This window comes from Novosphingobium sp. BL-S-20 (assembly GCF_055521635.1).
Genome location: NZ_CM145494.1, coordinates 1959938 through 1979196, shown reverse-complemented (window position 1 = coordinate 1979196; position 19259 = coordinate 1959938). Strand labels below are relative to the sequence as shown.

Below are 19259 nucleotides of genomic sequence, written 5' to 3'. Positions count from 1 at the left end.
GCCGTGGGCGCATGACTCCACGGCTTGGTTGTAAGCTCTATGGATGCAGTTTTGGAAAACAACTGCGCATTACCTCAGGCACTTTTGCATCAGGCTCAAACATGAATTGAACAATTTTCGCCCCTTCGCGGCTTACCGTCATCTCGCCACCGACTGCGAGCGTTTGGTAAAATTCTGCTGGAAGAATCAACCTGAACCCTTTTCCATCGGAATAGGGCTCGCCCGGAACAGTCAAGATGGTTTGCTCAATGCGAACCTCATACATGCCAACCGGGGTTTGATCCGTCTTCGTCATGCGGTGACTGAAGGATAAGAACGATTTGCCTCCAACGATGGTAGTAAAATCTGGTTGGCCGTTTAACACCATTGATGGACCACGATAGGTCATGCCGCAGCGATCCTTGTACCCGCCGACCATCCAATGTTCCGTAGTTTGAAAACCCGCGAGAGCATCCAGCACGCTGCTTCGTGGCTGAGCTTGAGCCATTGTTTCTGCAGGCATAAAACAAAGAAGGACTGCAATTACCGAGCGCATTAATTCCCAACCTGCTTGACGTTGATTACCGCCTCACCGTCTTATCAGCGACCTCAGCGATAAGGAATGGGATGTTCGAGGTGAGGTCGATCGCATAAGTAACATACCTCAAAATAAACGTCTGATTTTAGATCGATGATTGTCTTTCTTGAATGTCTGCATCGGGGCGTCTCCTGCCGCTCCGCGTTTTAACCCGACCCCGCTCAGCCTGAGCGGGAGGAGGCGGCTGCGCGTAAAACCCCCGGCCAGCCTTGCGGCCGCCGGGGGCAGTTGTGCGCCACACCGGGAGGGGGCGGGGATAATGAGACGCGCGGCTTTGACTTATGGCGCCTTGGCCGCGCGCTCGATCAGTTGCGCCACCTCCGCCGGGTGCGAGACCATGACGACATGCGAGGCGCCCTTCACCACCAGCGTCTCGCGCGCAGCGGCACGCTGGGCCATGAACTGCATCGCCGCCGGGGGAATGTTGCGGTCGGCATCGCCATAGACGAACCACGAAGGCACATGCTTCCACGCCGGAGCGGTCGAGGCTTCGGAAAGCGCGGCATCGGCAATCGGGCGCTGCCCGGCGGCCATCAGGCGGGCCTGCGCCTGGGGCACGTCGGCGGCGAACTGGGCGGGGAAGCGGCCCTGCTGGATGTAGAGGTCGTTCCCGCCACCGGCCAGCGGCACTGGCGGGGCGAGCGTTGGCCCCAGCGTGCTGCCGGGGAACTTGCCGGTCAGCCCCAGTGCGGTCTCGCCCGCCTCGGGCGCGAAGGCGGCGACATAGACCAGCGCCTTGACGTTGGGCGCGCCTTCGGCTGCCTCGCTGATCACCGATCCGCCATAGGAATGGCCCACCAGCACGACCGGGCCGGACACACTTTTCACAACGTCCGCCACGACATCGGCATCGGCGCGGACTCCGCGCAAGTTGTCGGGCGCGGCGATGACGGTGTAGCCGTCATGCTGGAGCGCGGCGATCACGCCGTTCCAGCTCGACGAATCCGCGAAAGCGCCGTGGACGAGAACCACGGTGGGCTTTGCACTCGGCGGGGCGGGTTGCGCCTGAGCCATGGGTGCCAGCAGGCCAGCGGCGAGCGTGAGCCCGCCAGCGAAAAGCATCTTTTTCATGGGCTGTTCTCCAGTTCAGGCGAGGGCGACGACAGTGTCGATATTGCCCTTCACCGCCTTCGAATAGGGGCAGGTGCGATGGGCGGCCTCGATGATCTGGCGGGCAAGGTCCGGGTCGAGACCGGGCACGCTGACATCGAGCCTTGCGGCCAGCGCATAGCCGTCGTCGCCGTGGCGCAGTTCCACTTGCGCGTCGATGGCCAGCGTTTCGGGAAGGTCTACGCCTCTCGACTTCGCGGCGATCGCCATGGCGCCTTCGAAGCAGGCGGACCAGCCGGCGGCGAACAGTTGCTCCGGGTTGGTGCCTGCGCCGGATGTGCCGGGGGTGGAGAGCTTCACGTCAAGGTGGCCGTCGGAACTGCGGGCGGCGCCTTCGCGGCCTCCGGTCACGTGGACATGGGCGGTGTAGAGGGTCTTGCTGTCGGACATGGATTTTCTCCTGTTGTGTGGGGGGATCAGCGCAGGGGGCGGAAGGCGGCGCGCAGTTCCTGCGTGAAGAGCGCGGGCTGCTCCCAGGCGGCGAAGTGGCCGCCATCGCTCACTTCGTTGAAGTAGTAGAGGTTGGTGTAGCAGCGCTCGGCCCAGCTCTTGGGTGCGCGGAATATCTCGCCGGGGAAGACGCTGATTGCGACCGGGAGGTCGATCACGCCGCGCGCGTTGAAGTTGTTGCTGTGGTCTTCCCAGTAGATCCGTGCGGCGGAGGCGCCGGTCATGGTCAGCCAGTAGAGCGAGATGTCGTCGAGGATCGCGTCGCGGCCCAGCACGCGCTCGGGCTGGCCGTCGCTATAGGTCCACTGCGCGATCTTCTCGTATATCCACGCGGCCATGCCGACGGGCGAATCCACCAGCGAATAGCCGATGGTCTGGGGCCGCGTGTTCATCATCGCGGCATAGGCGGCATTGTCGCGGTAGAATGCTTCCAGCTGGTCGAAGGCGGCGCGTTCCTTGGGCGAAAGGCTCGCCGGGGCGGGGTCTCCGGCGGCGAGGGTATGGGCCACATTGGCAGGCACCACGGCGGGCATGTTGAGGTGGATGCCGAGCAGCCCCGGCACTTTCTGCAAGGCCATGCGCTGCGAGATCACCGAGCCGCAGTCACCGCCCTGGCTGACATAGCGGTCATAGCCAAGGCGCAGCATCAGCGTGGACCATGCCCGCCCGATCCGGTCCGAACCCCAGCCGGGCACCGCCGGTCTCGCGGAGAAACCAAAGCCCGGGATCGAGGGGATGACGAGGTGGAAGGCGTCCTCCGCCCGCCCGCCATGCGCGGTGGGATCGGTGAGCGGGGCGATCACGTCCAGGAACTCCAGCACCGAACCCGGCCAGCCATGGGTCAGGATCAGCGGCATCGCGTTTTCGTGGCGCGAGCGGACGTGGATGAAGTGGATGTCCAGCCCGTCGATCTCGGTCATGAACATCGGCAGGGCATTGAGCCGGGCTTCCACCTTGCGCCAGTCGTAGGCGCCGGCCCAGTACTGCATCAGCGGCTGCAAGGTCTGTCGGCGCACGCCCTGGCTGTCGTCGCTGACCGGCTGCGGGTCGGCCCAACGGGTCTCGGCGATCCGGCGCTTCATGGCGGCGATCTCGGCGGCGGGAACAGCGACGCGGAACGGGCGGACGTCGCCTTGGAGAGCCGCGGCGCGGGCGAGGCCGGGCATTGCGGTCATTATTCCGGCGAGCGCCGCGCCTTCTCCGATCCGGGCGACGAAATCGCGCCGCGATGTGGCATATCCTGCAAACATTTTCTGATCCTTCCAGCGATCATCCGATCCGATGGCTGGGAGATAGAAGAGGCGCATGCCGGAAGCCCGTTAGCTTCCATAATGCCGTGTTAGCGTGTGCCTGAGGGAGGCTTCGGTCACTGCATCCTGACAGGGACTAACGTCGCCCATCAGCATCTGGCGTGAACTGCGGCGAAGGGCGGCCTAGATCTTCATCCAGATCAACAGTCTCGAAAGATAGCCGCCATGACCACGAACCGCTCGATAGGCTTCATCGCCGCTGCCCTGATGGCGGCGGGCACCACCACGGCTGCTTGCTGGCGCGAGGCGCTGGCCCGTGCTCCGGCAGACGGCGATGCCATTGCTTCTGCCCCCATCGATGCGATGCCGCGCCCGCTGCAAGTCTTGCAGGATGCGCGTCCGTGGCTGGACGGAGCCGCGCCTTCGCTGCGCGGCAAAGTGGTGCTGGTCAATTTCTGGACTTATTCGTGCATCAACTCGCTGCGCGCGCTGCCGTACTTGCGCGCCTGGAACGAGCGCTATGGCGACAAGGGCCTGGCCGTCATCGGCGTCCATGCGCCCGAGTTCGATTTCGAGCACGACCCCGTCAAAGTGCGCGCCGTCACACAGGCGCTCGGCGTCGGTTATCCGAACCTTCAGGACAACGCTTATGCCGTCTGGCGAGCCTTTGGGAACGAGGGCTGGCCGGGCTTCTACTTCATCGATGCCAATGGCCACGTGCGCGGCTACACAGTGGGCGAGGGCAACTACGCCGAGGCGGAGCAACTGATCCGCAAGCTCCTCGCCGAAGCCGGGCACGATGTGTCGAGCGTCCCTGAAACCCCGATCGAGGCGGCAGGTGTGGAAGCGCAGGCAGACTGGGCGAGCCTGCAATCGCCCGAGGCCTATATCGGTTATGGCAAGGCGCGGGGCTTCGCCTCTCCGGGAGGCTTGCTGCGCGACGATCCGGCCACTTATGCTCCGGCCGCATCGCTTCTGCCGAACCGCTGGGACCTTGCCGGGAACTGGACCGTCACCCGCGAGTTCGCCCGGCTCGACGCGCCCCGCGGCGCGATCCGCTTCCGCTTCCACGCGCGCGACGCTCATGCCGTGCTGGGTGCTCCTGCCGATGGACAGCCGGTTCGCTTCCGGGTGACGATCGACGGCAAGGCCCCCGGCGCCGACCATGGCACCGACACCGACGCGGCAGGCTGGGGGGAACTGCGGCAGGATAGGCTCTATCAACTCGTTCGCCAGCACGGTTCCGTGTCCGACCGCACCGTGCGAGTGGAGTTCTCCCGCTCCGGTGTGCGGGCCTATTCGTTCACTTTCGGCTGATCTCTCCGCAGCGCCGTCCCCAGATTGCCCTCCCGCCACGGGAAACCTTCGTATAGGTAGCCCGGACATGTCGCCCGGCGGCATGCTCTTGGATATGGTGCAGGACGGCATAGTGGTGGATCGCGAAAGTCAGGCTTCGGACGGGACACCGTTCGATCGGCAGGAACCGGGCGCGGGCATGGCCTTCGGGCGTTTCCGCCTTCATCCGGCCAAACGCCTGCTCACGCGGGACGGGCAGCCGGTGGAGATCGGCGGGCGTTCGTTCGATCTTCTCGTGGCCCTTGCCGAACAGCCCGGCCGGGTTCTTTCCAAGCGCGAGCTGCTGAAGCGGGTCTGGCCCGATGTCGTCGTCGAGGACGGCAGCCTGCGTTTCCACATGGCGGGCCTGCGCAAGTTGCTGGGCGAAGGCGCGGACGGTGACGGCAGCCGCTTCATCGCCACGCAAGTCGGCGTGGGCTATGCCTTCGTCGCGCCGGTCGAGCGGCTTGAAACGGAGCGGCAGGAGGCTCCTGTGATGGCCGCCCAGACGGCTTCGGCAGGCTTTACCACGAACATTCCCCCGCCCTTGCCGCATCTGATCGGCCGCGAGCGGGATGTCGATCTGCTGCTGGCCCGGGTGGTCGATACCCCGCTGTTCACGATCGCCGGTCCGGCCGGCGTCGGCAAGACCTCTCTGCTGATCGAGATCGGCCATCGCCTGACCGCGCATTTCGGCGGACAAGCGGCCTTCGTCGATTTCGGCATGCTGGAGAACCCTGCGCTGGTGCCGCCGATGATCGCGGGCGCCATGGGCATTTCGGTGCAGAGCGGCGATCCGGCTGCCGTCATCCTCGGCCACTTGCGCGGCGGGCCGTTCCTGCTCCTGCTCGACAATTGCGAGCATGTGATCGAGCAGGCGGCGGAAATCGTCGAGCGGATCATCGAAGCCGCGCCACAAGTCCGCATCGTTACCACCTCGCGCGAGCCGCTGCGGGCGCTGGGCGAACATGTCCACCGGCTCGATGCGCTGGACTATCCGCAGGAGACCAAAGGGCTGACGCGCGAGGAACTGCTGGCCTATCCGGCGGTGGAGCTGTTTTGCGAACGCGCCCGCGCCGCCGACAGCACCCTGGAAATCGGCGATGCAGATGCGCTGCTGATCGCGGACATGTGCCAGAGGCTGGACGGCATGGCGCTGCCGATGGAACTGGCCGCCGTGCGCGTCGCCACCCACGGAATCGCGGCGACCGCGCGCCAGATCGGCGAGCGTTTCAGCCTTGCCTGGTCCGGCCGCCGTACCGCGCAGCCGCGCCAGCAGACCCTGCGCGCGACGCTGGACTGGAGCTATGATCTGCTGTCGCCTGCGGAGCGGACGGTGCTGGACCGGCTGGGCGTCTTCGTGGGGCCGTTCTCCGTCGATGCGGCGCTCGATGTCGTGACCGATGCGGCCCTGGGGTCTGACGAGGCGGCGATGGCGCTGGACGATCTGGCTGCCAAGTCGCTGATCGCCGCCAACCGCGCGCGAGGCTCCGGCACCTATCGCCTGCTGGAAATGACCCGTGCCTATGCGCGGGAAAAGCTGGCGGCGCGGGGGAGCGAGGAACACCGGGCCGCGACGCGCCGCCACGCGATGTTCTTCCTTTCCGAACTGGAAGCCATCGCCGCGCAGGACAGCGCCGCGTTTCAGGATACCCGCTCGCTGCGTCCGCAACTGGGTAATATTCGCAGCGCGCTCGACTGGAGCTTCGGGCCGGAGGGCGACATCCGCCTCGCCGTGCGTCTGGCAACGGCGAGCATGCGGGTGTTCCTCAATCTGTCGCACCTCGTCGAGTGCCGCACCTGGGCCGCCCGCGCCATTGCCGCGCTCGAACCGGAGCAGCGCGGAACGGCGATGGAACTCGAATTGCAGGGCGCGCTCGGCATCGCCCTGATGTTTACGCGGGGCAACAGCCCCGAGGCCGGCATGGCCCTGGCCCGCGGGCTGGAAGTCGCCACTCTGGTGGACGATCGCTGGAGCCGCCTCTGCATGCTGGGCCGCCTCCATATCTTCCATGAGCGGATCGGCGAATATGCTATCGCCACGGCCCACGCCGGGCAGGCGATCGCCGTGGCGGAAGAGATCGGCGACCCGGAAGCGCTGGCCGTTGCCTATTCGCTCTCGGGCATTTCCCATCATCTCGCCGGCGACCAGATCCGCGCGCGCCGCGATCTGGAGCGGGCGCTTGAGAACAGCGCGCCGTCGGAGCGCAATCTTACCATCGCTTACGGGTTCGATCATAGAAACCGCTCGGGAATAGCGCTGGCCCGTGTGCTGTGGCTGACGGGAGAGCCGGAGGCCGCACAGCACCTGGCCGAACAGACCGTGGCCGAGGCGGCAGCGCTCGACCATCCGGTTACCCATTGCATCGCGCTGATCTGGTCGCTGTCGGTCCACTTATGGATGGGCGACATCGCGCGGGCCGAATCGGCGCTCCGCACGTTCCGCGAGTGCGCGCAGACCGATGCCTTCGGCCCTTACATCGCGGCGGCGCAAGGTTTCGGGGGTGAACTGGCCATCGAACATGGCCGCTATGCCGAGGCCGTCGAGGCTCTGGAAGACAGCCTCTCGCAATTGCGCGGCGCCCGCTACGAACTGCTGACGACGCCGTTCTCGATCGCGCTTGCACGCGGACTGGCCGCAGGCGGCAGGCTGGCCGAAGCGCGCCGACTGGTGGACGCCACGATCGCCCGCTGCACCGAGACCGGCGAACGGATCGCCTTGCCCGAACTGCTCAGGGTCAAGGCGGCCATCGCCGGTGCCGGAGGCGCAGCGGAAGAAGCGCTCGCCGCGCTGGAGCAGGCCGGATCAATCGCCCGCGAGCAGGGCGCGCATGCCTGGGAAATGCGCGCCGCTACCGACCGGGCGGGCCTGCTCGCCCATGACGTCAGCCCGGGGGCAGCAGTGCGCTGAGCGCCTCGCCTTCGGGACCGCCGAACACGGTGGCACGGCTGACGTCGAGCCACCGGGCATGGGCATCGCGGCGCTCGGCTTCGGCGGCGTCGAACGAAGCCAGCGCATCGGTGCCCAGCACCAGATGGGCGGGCACGTCATCTCGCTGGGCGATGTCGAGGATCACTTGCGCGATGCGGGCCGGGTCCCCCACTTCGTTGCCGGCATAGGCCCTGATCCGCTCCCGCGTCGCGCCGACGGAATCGACGTAGTCGGGCAGGACGCTGCCAGCGGCGGCATTCCCCGCCGTTTCCGCCCAGTCCGTCCGCATGCCGCCCGGCTCCAGCGAGGCGATACGGATGCCGAGATGGGCGACTTCGCCGCGCAGGACTTCGGTGAAACCGCCGACCGCCCATTTCGCGGCCTGATAGGCGGAAACGCCCGGCGTACCGACCCGTCCGCCCACCGAGGAAATGTTGAGAATGTGGCCTGCACGCTTCTCCCGCATGAAGGGCAATACCGCGCGCGTCATGTTGACGACCCCGAACAGGTTGGTCTCCACTTCGGCGCGGAAATCGGCGGGGGACTTCTGCTCGAACGCTTCGAAATGGCCGTAGCCCGCGTTGTTCACCAGCACGTCGATCTGCCCGAAGGCGGCAATCGCGACCGCTGCCGCCTCGGCAGTGCGGGCCTCGTCGGTCACATCGAGCGCAAAGGGTTCAAGGCGGTCGCCGTAGCGCGCCTTGAGGTCCGCGAGCTGTGCGGTGTCGCGGGCAGTGGCGAGCACGTTGTCGCCGTTTTCCAGCACGGCGGTGAGAATGGCGCGGCCAAGGCCGCGGGCGCTTCCGGTGATGATCCAGGTCTTCTGCATGATCGTAACTTTCGATGGAGGGTAAGGTTCAGGCGCAGGTTCAGGCGCAGGTTCAGGCAGCGGGCTTGAGGATCGCGCGCGGTTCGAGGAAGGCGTCGAGGCCATAGGCGCCGATTTCGCGGCCCAGGCCGGACTGACGGAAGCCGCCGAACGGGGCGCGGGGATCGTGCGGTGCGCCGTTGATGACGACACGCCCGGCGATCAGTTGCCGCGCCACGCGCAAGGCGCGGCTTTCGTCCGAGGAGAGGACATAGGCCTGCAGCCCGAAGTCGGAATCGTTGGCGATCGCGATGGCTTCGGCCTCGTCGTCGTAAGTGATGACGCTCAGGACCGGGCCGAAGATTTCCTCCCGCGCGATGCGCATGGAGTTGGTGACATCGGTGAAGATCGTCGGCTTTGCGAACCAGCCCCGGTCCAGTCCTTCGGGCCGCCCTTCGCCGCCGGTCAGCAGGCTCGCGCCTTCCTCCAGACCGAGCCGGACCCAGTCCTGCACGCGCTCCCAGTGCGCGGCATTGGCGAGCGGGCCGATGCGCACTTCCGGATCGGTGGGAATGCCGACCTTGAGCCGTTCCGCCTCGCGCTTCAGGCGGGCCACGATCTCGTCCCGGCGCGAACGCGGTACCAGAATGCGCGATCCGGCGACGCAGGCCTGGCCGCTGTTGGCAAAGCCGCTCATCAGCGCGACGGGGATCGCGGCATCGAGATCGGCATCGTCGAGGATGATCGTCGGGCTCTTGCCGCCCAGTTCCAGCACCAGCCGCTTCATCGTCTCCAGCGCCGAACGCTGGATGATCTTCGCCGCCGGTGTCGAGCCGGTGAAAGTGATCAGTGCCACGTCCGGATGCGCCGTCAACGCCGTGCCGACTTCCGGGCCGGTGCCGTTCACGACATTGAGCACGCCCTTAGGCAGTCCCGCTTCATGCAGACATTCGAGCAGGACCTGGGTCTGGATCGCGCTCTGTTCGGCAGGCTTGATGACGATCGTCGATCCCGAGCCGATGGCATGGGCCAGCTTGGTGGCGATGAAGCCGAAATTGCTGTTCCACGGCGTTATCGCTCCGATAACGCCGAGCGGCAGCATCGACACGGCGCTGGAACCGGCAGTCCGTTCGAACGCATAGTCCTCCACCGATGCGGCCATGACCTCGAAGACCGAGGCCGTGTTCTGCACCGAAAACCCGGTGAAATAGGCGGGCGCGCCGTATTCCTCGGTCATCGCCGCGATGAGGTCCTGGCTCCGGGCCTTCACCGCATCGCGCAGGCGGTGCAGCATGGCGATCCGCTCCGCCTTCGAAGTACGGGCCATGGCCGGGAACGCCCGTTTGGCCGCCGCGACGGCCAGACGCACGTCTTCGGCATCGCCCAGACGGACGGAGCCGATCTTCTCCTCGGTGGCGGGGTTGAAGAGATCGAAGCGCGCGCTGCCGTGCGGTGTCACGAAAGCGCCGTCGATGTAGATGGTGTCGATATTTCGCATTGTTCGGTCTCCATTCGTCATCGGCGATATGGCGTGGAGGTGCTGTTCCGATTAGAAGGACAATGAGAGACAAGCTGATGAGGAATATCGCGCAATGTCCAAGGCGAGCCTTGCCGAACTGGAAGCCTTCGCCACGGTCGCGCGCCGAGGGGGCTTTCGCGCCGCCGCGCGCGAACTGGGCAGTTCGTCCTCCGGCCTGAGCCATGCCGTGGCGGCCCTGGAGGAGCGCATGAATGTGCGCCTGTTCAACCGCACCACACGTAGCGTCGCCTTGACGGCGGCAGGCGCGCAGTTTCTTGAGGAAATTCTCCCCGCACTCGCGGCGATCGACGGCGCGATCGAGAACGCGGGGGAGCATCTGGGCGAGCCGTCCGGTCTGCTGCGCCTCAACATGGCGGCGGGCGCGGCGCGGTTCGTCATGGCGCCGCTGATCCGCGATTACCTTGATCGGTATCCGCTCATGCAGGTGGAAATCGTCAGCGAAGCGGCGCTGGTCGATGTGATCGGCAAGGGTTTCGACGCCGGGGTAAGGTTGCGGGACAGTGTGCCGCCCGACATGATCGCGGTACCCATCATCCCGGAAGTGCGCCTCGTCGTCGTCGGTTCACCGGACTATCTGCGCGACCGTCCGGTTCCCATCCTGCCGCGTGACCTGCTTGCGCACGAATGCATTCGCTACCGAATGGGCAGCGGACGCATCTATCACTGGGAGTTCGCGCGGGACGGTGAGCGGCTGGAACTGGACGTGCCCGGTCGCCTGATCCTCGACGACAGCGGGTTGATGCTCGATGCGGCGCTGGCGGGGATGGGGCTGGGTTATCTGGCCGAGGAGACGGCAGCGCCTCATGTGCGTGCAAAACGCCTGACGCCGTTACTGCGAGACTGGATGCCGGAGGAACCTCCACTGTGCCTTTACTATTCCGGCCGCCGCCACGTCCCGGCGAAACTGCGGGCTTTCATAGAACTCGTTCGCGATCATGCACGGGCCTGGAGATAGCGCAGAACAAGCATGTCTATCGAAGGGATCGACTTGAGCGGGAACTTGCTTTCCCCGGCACAGTCGGAGTGCTTGCATGGATTAGTTGCGCTTTGATCCCGAAATCGTACGTTGCACGCTGTGCACTCTCCTCGGCGATGCGTATTAAAGGCATGATTGCTCCCATGTCCGATCCTGAAAGCTCCCGCGCGGAGCTGCTGGCGGTATTGCAAGGCATGCGTCCTGCTCTCACCGCCTTTTTCGTGCGAAGGTTGCGCGATCCGTCGCAGGCGGAGGATCTGGTGCAGGACTTGTTCGTCCGGATGGCTACCGCGCCGGTGAACGCAGATGGCAATCCCGAAGGCTATATCTTCCAGGCTGCCTCCAACTTGCTGCGCGACTATTATCGGCGGGAAACGACGCGCAGTCGCTATCTTCAGGCAAAGAGCCAGGAGGAGCAGCAATCCGTCGATCCGATCGACGCAGAGCGGCTGCTCGCCGGGCGGCAAGGCATCGACTGCGTGGCTCAGGCGCTCAAGCGCCTTCCGGAACGCACGCGCCGGATCTTCGTTCTCTATCGTTTGGAAGGCATGCAGCGTAAAGCTATCGCCGACGCGTTCGGCATCTCCGTCAGTGCCGTCGAGAAACAGATCGCCACGGCGATGCGGCTGCTCCTGGCCGAGATGGGAGGTCGCCCATGAGCGCATCCTCCCTGCAAGATGCCGCGATCGCCTGGTGCATTCGCATCCATGAAGACCTCTCCGCATCGGAGCAGGCCGAACTGGAAGCATGGCTTGTCGATCGCCCCGACCATCAGGCGGCGCTGGACGAGGCGCTCGCCTTGTGGGGCGCCATTGGCGACAGTGCCGAAGCGCCCGAGATCGTGGCGCTGCGTCACGATGCGCTGGGCGGCATGCAGCGCGCGGGCCGTCGCCGCTGGATCGCGGGAGTGCCAAGGCGCCGCAATCTCTGGCGCGGGCTGGCTGCGGCAGCGCTGCTGCTCGCCGTAGCGCTGGGATCGATGCTGATGTGGCGGCAGGATGGCCGTCAGCACTACGATACGGCGATCGGCGAACGGCGTGTCATCGCGCTTGCGGACGGATCGCGCCTGTCGCTCGACGCGGACACTGCCGTGACCGTGGCGTACAGCGACGAGCGTCGCAGCCTTACGCTGGAACATGGCCGTGCGCGCTTCAAGGTGGCCAAGGACCCGCTGCGCCCCTTCGCGGTCCGCAGCAGAAGCGACCTGATCGTCGCGACCGGCACCGAGTTCTCGGTAGAGAAACTGAGCGGGGAAACGCGCGTTGCACTGTTCGAAGGACACGTCGCGGTCATGCGTGATCCTGGCGCAGGCATGCCAGGCGATGTCGCGGGCGGTAGCGACCGTGAACTGGCACCGGACCGCGCACTGAAGCCGGGCATGGAATTGCGGCTGCCAACTCTCTCGGGGGCCAGCATCGTTCGCCCGATCTCAGTCGATGAAGACTGGGAAACCGGGCAGTTGAGTTTCGAAAAGGAAGACCTGCGCGTGGCGGCCGAACGGATGAACCGCTATGCCAAGGGCCGCCGGATCGAAATATCGCCCGATCTCGGCCAACTTCGCGTCAGCGGCGTGTTCAACGCCGGGGATCTGAGCGCCTTCGCCCAGGCGGTCTCGACGATTTTGCCGGTGCGGATCAGCGTCGAGGGCGCTGTCGTACGGATCTTGCCCCGCACCCCTGCCTCGGCATCAGCGAGGGGGCGGGCGTCATAAGTATCTCGCGCTGCATCTGTGTGATTTCGCCTGCCTTGCGCCGTAATTCCAGAGGAGGACCGCAGCGGAAGGAGTGTCGCGCCGGATGATGCCGCGTATCCCCATGGGGGCGAGCGCGGTCGTGCTGGCGACGCTGGCCTGTTCCGCTCAGGCCGAGACGCGGCAGGGCCCGGTGCGGTTCGATATCCGGCCACAGCCGTTGGGGGCCGCCCTGCGCCAGCTGGGGCGGCAGGCGCATGTGCAGCTGGTATTCGACGAAGGGATGCTGGAGCGGCGCCGTGCGCCTGCCATTTCGGACATCATGTCCGTTGATGCCGCGCTTGCGCGATTATTGAAAGGCAGCGGTTTCGGGGTCACGCGAACCAGCCAGGGCGTCTATGTCATCCTCCGGGTCCCGCCTGCGGTCCCCGCTCCGCCGCGGCCCGCCGCGCCCCATCCTCCGCAGACGGTGCAGGCGACCGAAATCTTCGTTACGGGGACCCGTCTCATCCGTTCGGACCTGAAAGCCGCCAGTCCGGTCACCAGCGCGGCCTCCAGGGAGATCGTCCAGCAGGGGGCCGTCAACCTGGAGGAAGTGCTCAACCGCTTCCCCCAGATCATGCCGGACTCGCAGCAGCTCTATCAGAACAGCAACGGACGGCAGCGACTGAGGCTGCGCGGTCTCGATTTCAACCGCACGTTGGTGCTGATCGACGGGCAGCGGATCAGCGACACCGAGGCGGTGGACATCAACCTGATCCCGGTGGGGCTGGTCGAACGGATCGATGTACTGACCGGCGGTGCCTCTTCCGTTTACGGTTCGGACGCGGTGGCCGGCGTAGTGAACTTCGTGCTGAAGAAGAATTTCGACGGCATCCAGCTTTCGGGCAACACCAGCTTCTACCAGCATGACAACCGCGACAACGCGTCGACGCCGCTTGCCCAGGCCTATGGCATCGCCACGCCCCGCGGATCGACGGTGGGCGGGGCACGCATCGACCTCAACGCTACGGTCGGCCGTAATTTCCTGGACGAGCGTCTGAACGTCACTGCCTTCCTCGGCTATCGCCGCAGCGACTCTATCTTTTTCCGCGACCGCGACATTTCCGGCTGCCAGATTCAGCGCGCGGGGAGCGGCTATGGCTGTCTGGTCACGGCGGCGTCGCCCAATGCCACGATCACGCCGCTGAGCGGCCCCTTCGCCAACCAGAGTTTCTCGAACCCGACGGGGACCCGCGGCGATTTCGTCGATGCCGCCAGCATAGCGGGCTACAGCAACAGCAAGGATCGGGAGGCGCTGCGCGGATTTAACCGGTGGAACCTTGGTGGTTTCGTCCACTTCAAGGCGGTGCCGTCGGCCGAATTCTACGCCAGCATTCTCTACGAGCGCGATCTTTCACGGAACAGCTTTTACGGCCCCTATGTCCAGAGCTTCAATGCCTATGGGACGCTCCCCTATCAGGTGAACTGCGACAATCCGCTGATGTCCGCGCAACAGGCTTCGATCCTGTGCGGTGCGGCGGCCGGTAGCGCGGCGAAGGTCCCGCTTAATGTGCAGATCGGCTTTCCGGGGCTGGGCGGCAATCGTTCGAGCGATACTTTCGACAACCGCAACCTGCGCATTGCCGGCGGCGTACGCGGGGAGATCGCCGCAGGCCTTCGCTATGACGTGAGCGGTGTCTATGCCCGTAACCGGGCGCTCTGGATCACCGACGGCAAACCCGTTTTCGCCAAGGTCAATCGCGCGCTGGACGCGGTTCTGGTAAACGGGATTCCGACCTGCCGCGCGGTGGTCGACGGGAGCGATCCCGGCTGCGTTCCACTCGACATCTTCGCGGCCGGCAGCGGTTCGGCAGCGCTGCGCGGCTATCTGTTCGACGAGCCTCGCGGCATCAGCGACAGCCGTACGGCGTTCATCGACCTCACGGCCAACTTTACCGCCGACCTGACGCGGTTCGGCATCGCCTCGCCACTTGCGGATCAGGGGCTTGCGCTCGTGGTTGGCGGGGAATTCCGGAAGACGCGGCAGAACAACTCGCTCAACGAGCGCTATATCGACGTCTATGGCGGCAGCAGCTTTTCCGGCAGCCAGAACGTGCGGGAAGGGAACGTCGAAGCGCAGCTCCCGCTCGTGACCAAGCGGCGCTTCTTCGACCTGCTGCAGCTCAATGGCGGCTATCGATGGTCGAAGTACGACATCAACCGTCGGACGTTTGCCACCTGGAAGATCGAGGGCATCTGGTCGCCCGTGTCCGACATCACCCTGCGCGCCGGTATCAACCGGGCGCAGCGGGCGCCAAGCATATACGAGGCCAACCAGGCGATCGCCTTCAGCACGTACAACGTGAACGATTTCTGCGCCCCGACACTGAACCCCGACGGCTCGCGCGGCTCGCCCCGCGGCAGCATCCAGGCCTGTCGTGCCAGCGGCCTGCCGGATGCCCTCTATGGCAGCCCGAGCCTCTTGTGCCCGGATCAGATGTGCCGGCAACGGACCGGCGGTTTCGAACTGTCGCCCGAGGATGCGAGGACGCTGACGGCCGGAGTGGTCCTGACGCCTTCGTTCATACCGGGGCTGTCTCTGACCGCGGATTACTACCGTATCCACGTCAATCAGGTGATCGGCTTCAATTATGCCGATTTCGCGGTGAACGGCTGCGTGGCCACCGCCGCCTCCTATTATTGCTCGCGGATCGTGCGAAACCCGGATGGCACGCTGTTCGGCTCGGACAGCAGCAATGCGACCGGCTACATCCAGGCAGGGACCACCAACCAGTATCGCCTGAACGCGGAAGGCGTGGACGTATCGGGCGAATACACGGTCCCGCTCGGGGGAAGGGCAGGCCGGCTCGATTTCCTTTTCAACGGATCGCGGACGATCGATTCGGGTGGTCAGGACTCCGTCGTCACCGCCAAAAGGAACTGCGTCGGTTACTTCGGACCGCGCTGCGGCCAGCCGGTCCCCGCCTGGACCCATGTGGCCCGCGGCACCTACACGAGCGACGGAGGCGTGTTCAGCGCCTCCGTCGCATGGCGCTTCATTGGCGGCACGCGGACGACACTGAACAGCGCCGACCCGGCTTTCGGCTATACGGCGGCAGATCGTGTAAGCGAATTTGGCCGCATACCGAACTACAGTTACTTCGACCTCGCGCTCAGCCTTGCATTCGGAAAAGGCATGGTCCTGACGATGTCCGGCAACAACCTGTTCGACCGGATGCCGCCCGTTCTCGCCAACAGCTATGTCTTCGCCCTTTCGCGCGGCAATTCGGTGCCGCAGCGCTATGACGTTCTCGGCCGGCAATTATCGATCGGCGTCACGGCGAATTTCTGAGTCAGCGGTCTGGGGTCCGCCGACATCGACCATCACAGTACCGCCGAAAGGGCCAGCGTCATCAGCAAGGCCACCACGGAAATCAACGTTTCGCACACCGTCCAGCTTCGGATCGTGTCGGCAACACTCAGGCCGAAATACTCCTTCACGAGCCAGAAACCGCCATCGTTGACATGGCTGAGGACCACCGATCCTGCGCCTGTGGCAAGCACGAGCAGTTCTGGCTGAACGGCGGGGTTGGCGGCTGCAAGGGGGGCTACGATACCGGCTGCGGTCGCGATCGCCACCGTCGCCGATCCGGTCGCGATACGCAACAAGGCCGCGATCGACCAGGCCAGTATCAGGGTCGGCACGTGCCAATGCCCGGCGACCGCAACAAGCGCGTCAGAGGCGCCGGTTTCGGTGAGCACGCGTCCGAAGCCTGCGCCCACGCCGACCACCAGTGTTATCATCGCGGTGGGCGCGAGGCATTCATTGGTGTAGCGCTGGATCGTCGCCATGTTCAGACCACGCGCCAGGCCCAGTGTCCAGTAACTCAGCAGAACGGCGCAGAGCAGCGCCATGACCGGCGTGCCCAGAAACCGCAGAGACTGTTCCAGCGTCGACCCCGGTGCGCTGATGGAACCTGCAATACTGCCGATCAGCATGAGCAGCACTGGCAACAGCAAGGTGAACACGGTGATGCCGAAGCCCGGTAACTTCCGGTTCGGCTCCGCTTCGCCGGCGACCGGGGGCGGCGTCGCGGGGCCAAGTCGCGGCACGATGAACCGGGCATAGAGCGGCCCCGCGATGATAGCCGTAGGCACACCGACGACGAACGCGAGCAGTACGGTCAGGCCGAGGTCGGCATGGAAGGCCTGCGTTGCGAGCATAGCGGCGGGGTGTGGTGGCACCATTGCATGAACCACCGAGAGTCCCGCCGCCATCGGAAGGCCGAGCTTCAGCGGGTGAACGCGAAGCCGTGCTGTTACGACCAGGATGAGCGGCACCAGCAGCACGAAACCGACCTCGAAGAAAACCGGCAGCCCGACGATCAGCGCGACCACCATCGCCGACCAATCGGCACGGGACTCGCCGAACCGTTCGATCACGGTATTGGCGATGCGGTCGGCACCGCCGGATGCTATCATCATCTTGCCGAGGATCGTGCCGAGTCCGACCACGAGCGCGATATGGCCGAGTGCGCTGCCCACTCCCGCTTCGAACGTCTTCACGATCGAAGCGGCGGGGAGCCCTGCAACCAGTGCAAGGCCCAGCGAGGCCAGGATCAGCGCGATCAACGGACTCAGCCGCACTTGCACGATCAGCAGGATCAGGATTGCGATGGCACCAGCCGCCTCGACCAGCAGGAGCGCGCCGGTCGCCACTTACGGCTGCTTCCAGGCGACGCAGTCGACTTCGACCTTGCAGTCGACGACCATTTGCGAAACCACGCAGGCGCGGGCGGGCGGATGCGCGCCGAAATATTCCTTGAAGATGCGATTGAACGACATGAAGTCGCGGGCATCGTCCAGCCACACGCCGCAGCGCACGACATGCTCGGGGCCATATCCGGCTTCTTCGAGAATTTTGAGAACGTTGCGGATCGCCTGGTGGGTCTGGGGCACGATGCCGCCATCGATCACTTCGCCGTCCACCATCGGGACTTGCCCCGATACGTAGAGCCAGCCATCGGCCTGCACGGCGCGGGCGAAGGGCAGGTGCTGCCCGCCGGTTCCGCTGCCACCTTCGACGCCATAGCGCTTGATGCCGTTTTCCATAGATCGTTCCTTCTTCGAGTTCAGGGTTGGAGAGAATTCATGCGCCGCAGCATCCGGCCGCCGCGCGCGCCCGTGGGGCCGCTCCGATCCAGCGTGGCCACGCCGTTGACCCAGACGCCGACCATGCCGGCTGCAGGCTGCTGCGGATCGTCGTAGCTTGCGCGGTCCGCGATCCGTTGCGGGTCGAACAGCACCAGGTCGGCCGCAAGCCCGGCGCGGACATAGCCGCGATCGCGAAGGCCGAAGCAGTCTGCGGGAAGACCCGTCATCTTGCGGATCGCCTCGGCCAGGGACAGCAGGCCGCGCGTGCGGACATAGTGCGCGATCACACGCGGGAAGCTGCCCCACAGGCGCGGATGCGGGCGCGGGTCGCAGGGCAGTCCGTCGGAGCCGACCATCGTGAGCCGGTGGGCCAGGATGCGATCGACATCGGATTCCGCCATGCAGTGATAGACCGCACCTGCCGGTTGCAGGCGCTCCGCCGCGTCCCGCAGCGTAACGCCCCAGTCGGCGGCGATTTCGGCAAGCATTCGCCCTGCCTGCGCCGGCTCGGTATCTGACCACGTGATCAGGATCGGCGTTTCGGGAACAACCTGGCGCAAGTCGAGTGTCGAGGAACTGGCCGTATAGGGATAGCAATCGCAGCCCACCGGCTGTCGGCTGGCGGCCCGTTCGAGCTTGTCCAGGATTTCGCCGCTGCGGCCATGCTGGTCGGCGCCCGCGCATTTCAGGTGCGAGATCACCAATGGTGCGGCAGCGTGGCTGGCGATGGCCGCGGCTTCGTCGATGGCGGTCAGGATGGCGGCACCCTCGCTGCGCAGATGGGTGCAGTAGAGGCCGCCGGTGTCGCGTAAGGCTTCGGCGACGGTCATCACTTCTTCCGTCGAGGCGCTTGCGGCATTGGCATAGGCCAGCCCGGTCGAGAAACCGAAGGCACCTGCGGCCAGAGCCTCGGCCAGATCCGCCCGCATCGCCGTGCGCTCGGGGATGCGGGCATCGCGGTCCAGCCGGTCGAGATGCCGCGCCCGCAGCGCCGTATGGCCGACCAGAGCGACGACGTTGGCCGCGGGCCGCGCGGATTCGACCGCTGCGGCATAGTCTGCGAAAGTTTCATAGGCGAAGTCGCGTGGGGCGCCGAGCAAGACCATCGGATCGGGCAGGGTATCGCCCGCCATCAGTCCTGCACCCGCGCTGATTCCGCAATTGCCGACCACGACTGTGGTCACCCCTTGCGTGATCTTGGGCAGCATGGCCGGGGCCGTGATCGCGATCAGGTCGTCATGGGTGTGCGCGTCGATGAACCCCGGTGCCAGCACCAGCCCGCGCGCATCGATCGCGCCTGCCGGAGGCCTGACAGCCGCCGATGACACATCGGCGATCACGCCCTTCCGGATCGTAACGTCCGCCGCGAACGCCGGTTCGCCAGTACCGTCGTAGAGCGTCGCGCCCGCGAGAATGGTTTCGGTCATCTTGTCGGTCCCATCGGCCTTAACGCCA

Annotated in this window: 15 protein-coding genes; 6 read left to right on the top strand and 9 right to left on the bottom strand. The window is 65.5% G+C overall.

Going from position 1 to position 19259, the window contains the following annotated elements:
* Positions 1-37 precede the first annotated feature (37 nt).
* From ACZ1II_RS16950 to ACZ1II_RS16935, 4 genes are all read right to left on the bottom strand, one after another.
* Positions 38-487, bottom strand: a complete 450-nt coding sequence (locus tag ACZ1II_RS16950; RefSeq protein WP_465144791.1) for a hypothetical protein — start codon at positions 485-487, stop codon at positions 38-40.
* Between the two features lie 369 nt (positions 488-856).
* On the bottom strand, positions 857-1648 hold the full coding sequence (locus ACZ1II_RS16945; RefSeq protein ID WP_465144790.1) for an alpha/beta fold hydrolase: 792 nt from the start codon (positions 1646-1648) through the stop codon (positions 857-859).
* 15 nt (positions 1649-1663) lie between these two features.
* On the bottom strand, positions 1664-2077 hold the full coding sequence (locus tag ACZ1II_RS16940) for an organic hydroperoxide resistance protein (protein ID WP_465144789.1): 414 nt from the start codon (positions 2075-2077) through the stop codon (positions 1664-1666).
* Between the two features lie 26 nt (positions 2078-2103).
* Positions 2104-3387, bottom strand: coding sequence for an epoxide hydrolase family protein (locus ACZ1II_RS16935; RefSeq protein WP_465144788.1), 1284 nt, complete (start codon positions 3385-3387; stop codon positions 2104-2106).
* Between the two features lie 225 nt (positions 3388-3612).
* On the opposite strand from ACZ1II_RS16935, the gene ACZ1II_RS16930 reads away from it, so the two are divergent.
* Together ACZ1II_RS16930 and ACZ1II_RS16925 are read left to right on the top strand one after the other, a co-directional pair.
* Positions 3613-4704: a redoxin domain-containing protein gene (locus ACZ1II_RS16930; protein ID WP_465144787.1), complete on the top strand. Its 1092-nt coding sequence runs from the start codon at positions 3613-3615 to the stop codon at positions 4702-4704.
* An 82-nt stretch (positions 4705-4786) separates the two neighbouring features.
* Positions 4787-7633 (top strand): ATP-binding protein, encoded by a 2847-nt coding sequence (locus ACZ1II_RS16925; RefSeq protein ID WP_465144786.1) that lies wholly within the window; start codon positions 4787-4789, stop codon positions 7631-7633.
* On the opposite strand, the gene ACZ1II_RS16920 is transcribed toward ACZ1II_RS16925, so the two are convergent.
* Together ACZ1II_RS16920 and ACZ1II_RS16915 are read right to left on the bottom strand one after the other, a co-directional pair.
* Positions 7608-8483: an SDR family NAD(P)-dependent oxidoreductase gene (locus tag ACZ1II_RS16920; protein WP_465144785.1), complete on the bottom strand. Its 876-nt coding sequence runs from the start codon at positions 8481-8483 to the stop codon at positions 7608-7610. The two genes, ACZ1II_RS16925 and ACZ1II_RS16920, sit on opposite strands and share 26 nt — an antisense overlap.
* Before the next feature lie 52 nt (positions 8484-8535).
* Complete coding sequence (locus tag ACZ1II_RS16915; protein ID WP_465144784.1) at positions 8536-9960, bottom strand: aldehyde dehydrogenase family protein; 1425 nt, start codon at positions 9958-9960, stop codon at positions 8536-8538.
* 94 nt (positions 9961-10054) lie between these two features.
* On the opposite strand from ACZ1II_RS16915, the gene ACZ1II_RS16910 reads away from it, so the two are divergent.
* The 4 genes from ACZ1II_RS16910 (at position 10055) to ACZ1II_RS16895 (ending at position 16002) form a co-directional block, all read left to right on the top strand.
* Positions 10055-10957: a LysR family transcriptional regulator gene (locus ACZ1II_RS16910; protein WP_465144783.1), complete on the top strand. Its 903-nt coding sequence runs from the start codon at positions 10055-10057 to the stop codon at positions 10955-10957.
* A gap of 164 nt (positions 10958-11121) precedes the next feature.
* Positions 11122-11637 (top strand): RNA polymerase sigma factor, encoded by a 516-nt coding sequence (locus tag ACZ1II_RS16905; protein ID WP_465144782.1) that lies wholly within the window; start codon positions 11122-11124, stop codon positions 11635-11637.
* Positions 11634-12689 carry a FecR family protein gene (locus tag ACZ1II_RS16900; protein WP_465144781.1) on the top strand — a complete coding sequence of 352 codons (1056 nt, stop codon included), beginning with the start codon at positions 11634-11636 and terminating at the stop codon, positions 12687-12689. The genes ACZ1II_RS16905 and ACZ1II_RS16900 overlap by 4 nt, the downstream gene beginning before the upstream one ends.
* Before the next feature lie 85 nt (positions 12690-12774).
* Positions 12775-16002 (top strand): TonB-dependent receptor, encoded by a 3228-nt coding sequence (locus ACZ1II_RS16895; RefSeq protein ID WP_465144780.1) that lies wholly within the window; start codon positions 12775-12777, stop codon positions 16000-16002.
* A 32-nt stretch (positions 16003-16034) separates the two neighbouring features.
* Here ACZ1II_RS16895 and ACZ1II_RS16890 read toward each other — a convergent pair whose 3' ends face one another.
* From ACZ1II_RS16890 to ACZ1II_RS16880, 3 genes are read right to left on the bottom strand one after another with little or no spacing between them, the layout of a single operon-like run.
* A complete protein-coding gene (locus tag ACZ1II_RS16890; protein ID WP_465144779.1) occupies positions 16035-17369 on the bottom strand; it encodes a GntT/GntP/DsdX family permease in 1335 nt (444 codons plus the stop codon).
* Complete coding sequence (locus ACZ1II_RS16885) at positions 17370-17762, bottom strand: RidA family protein (RefSeq protein ID WP_465144778.1); 393 nt, start codon at positions 17760-17762, stop codon at positions 17370-17372.
* Positions 17763-17782: 20 nt separating this feature from the next.
* The gene (locus tag ACZ1II_RS16880) at positions 17783-19231 is read right to left on the bottom strand and encodes an N-acyl-D-amino-acid deacylase family protein (RefSeq protein WP_465144777.1); all 1449 of its coding nucleotides are present in this window, start codon (positions 19229-19231) and stop codon (positions 17783-17785) included.
* Positions 19232-19259: the final 28 nt, after the last annotated feature.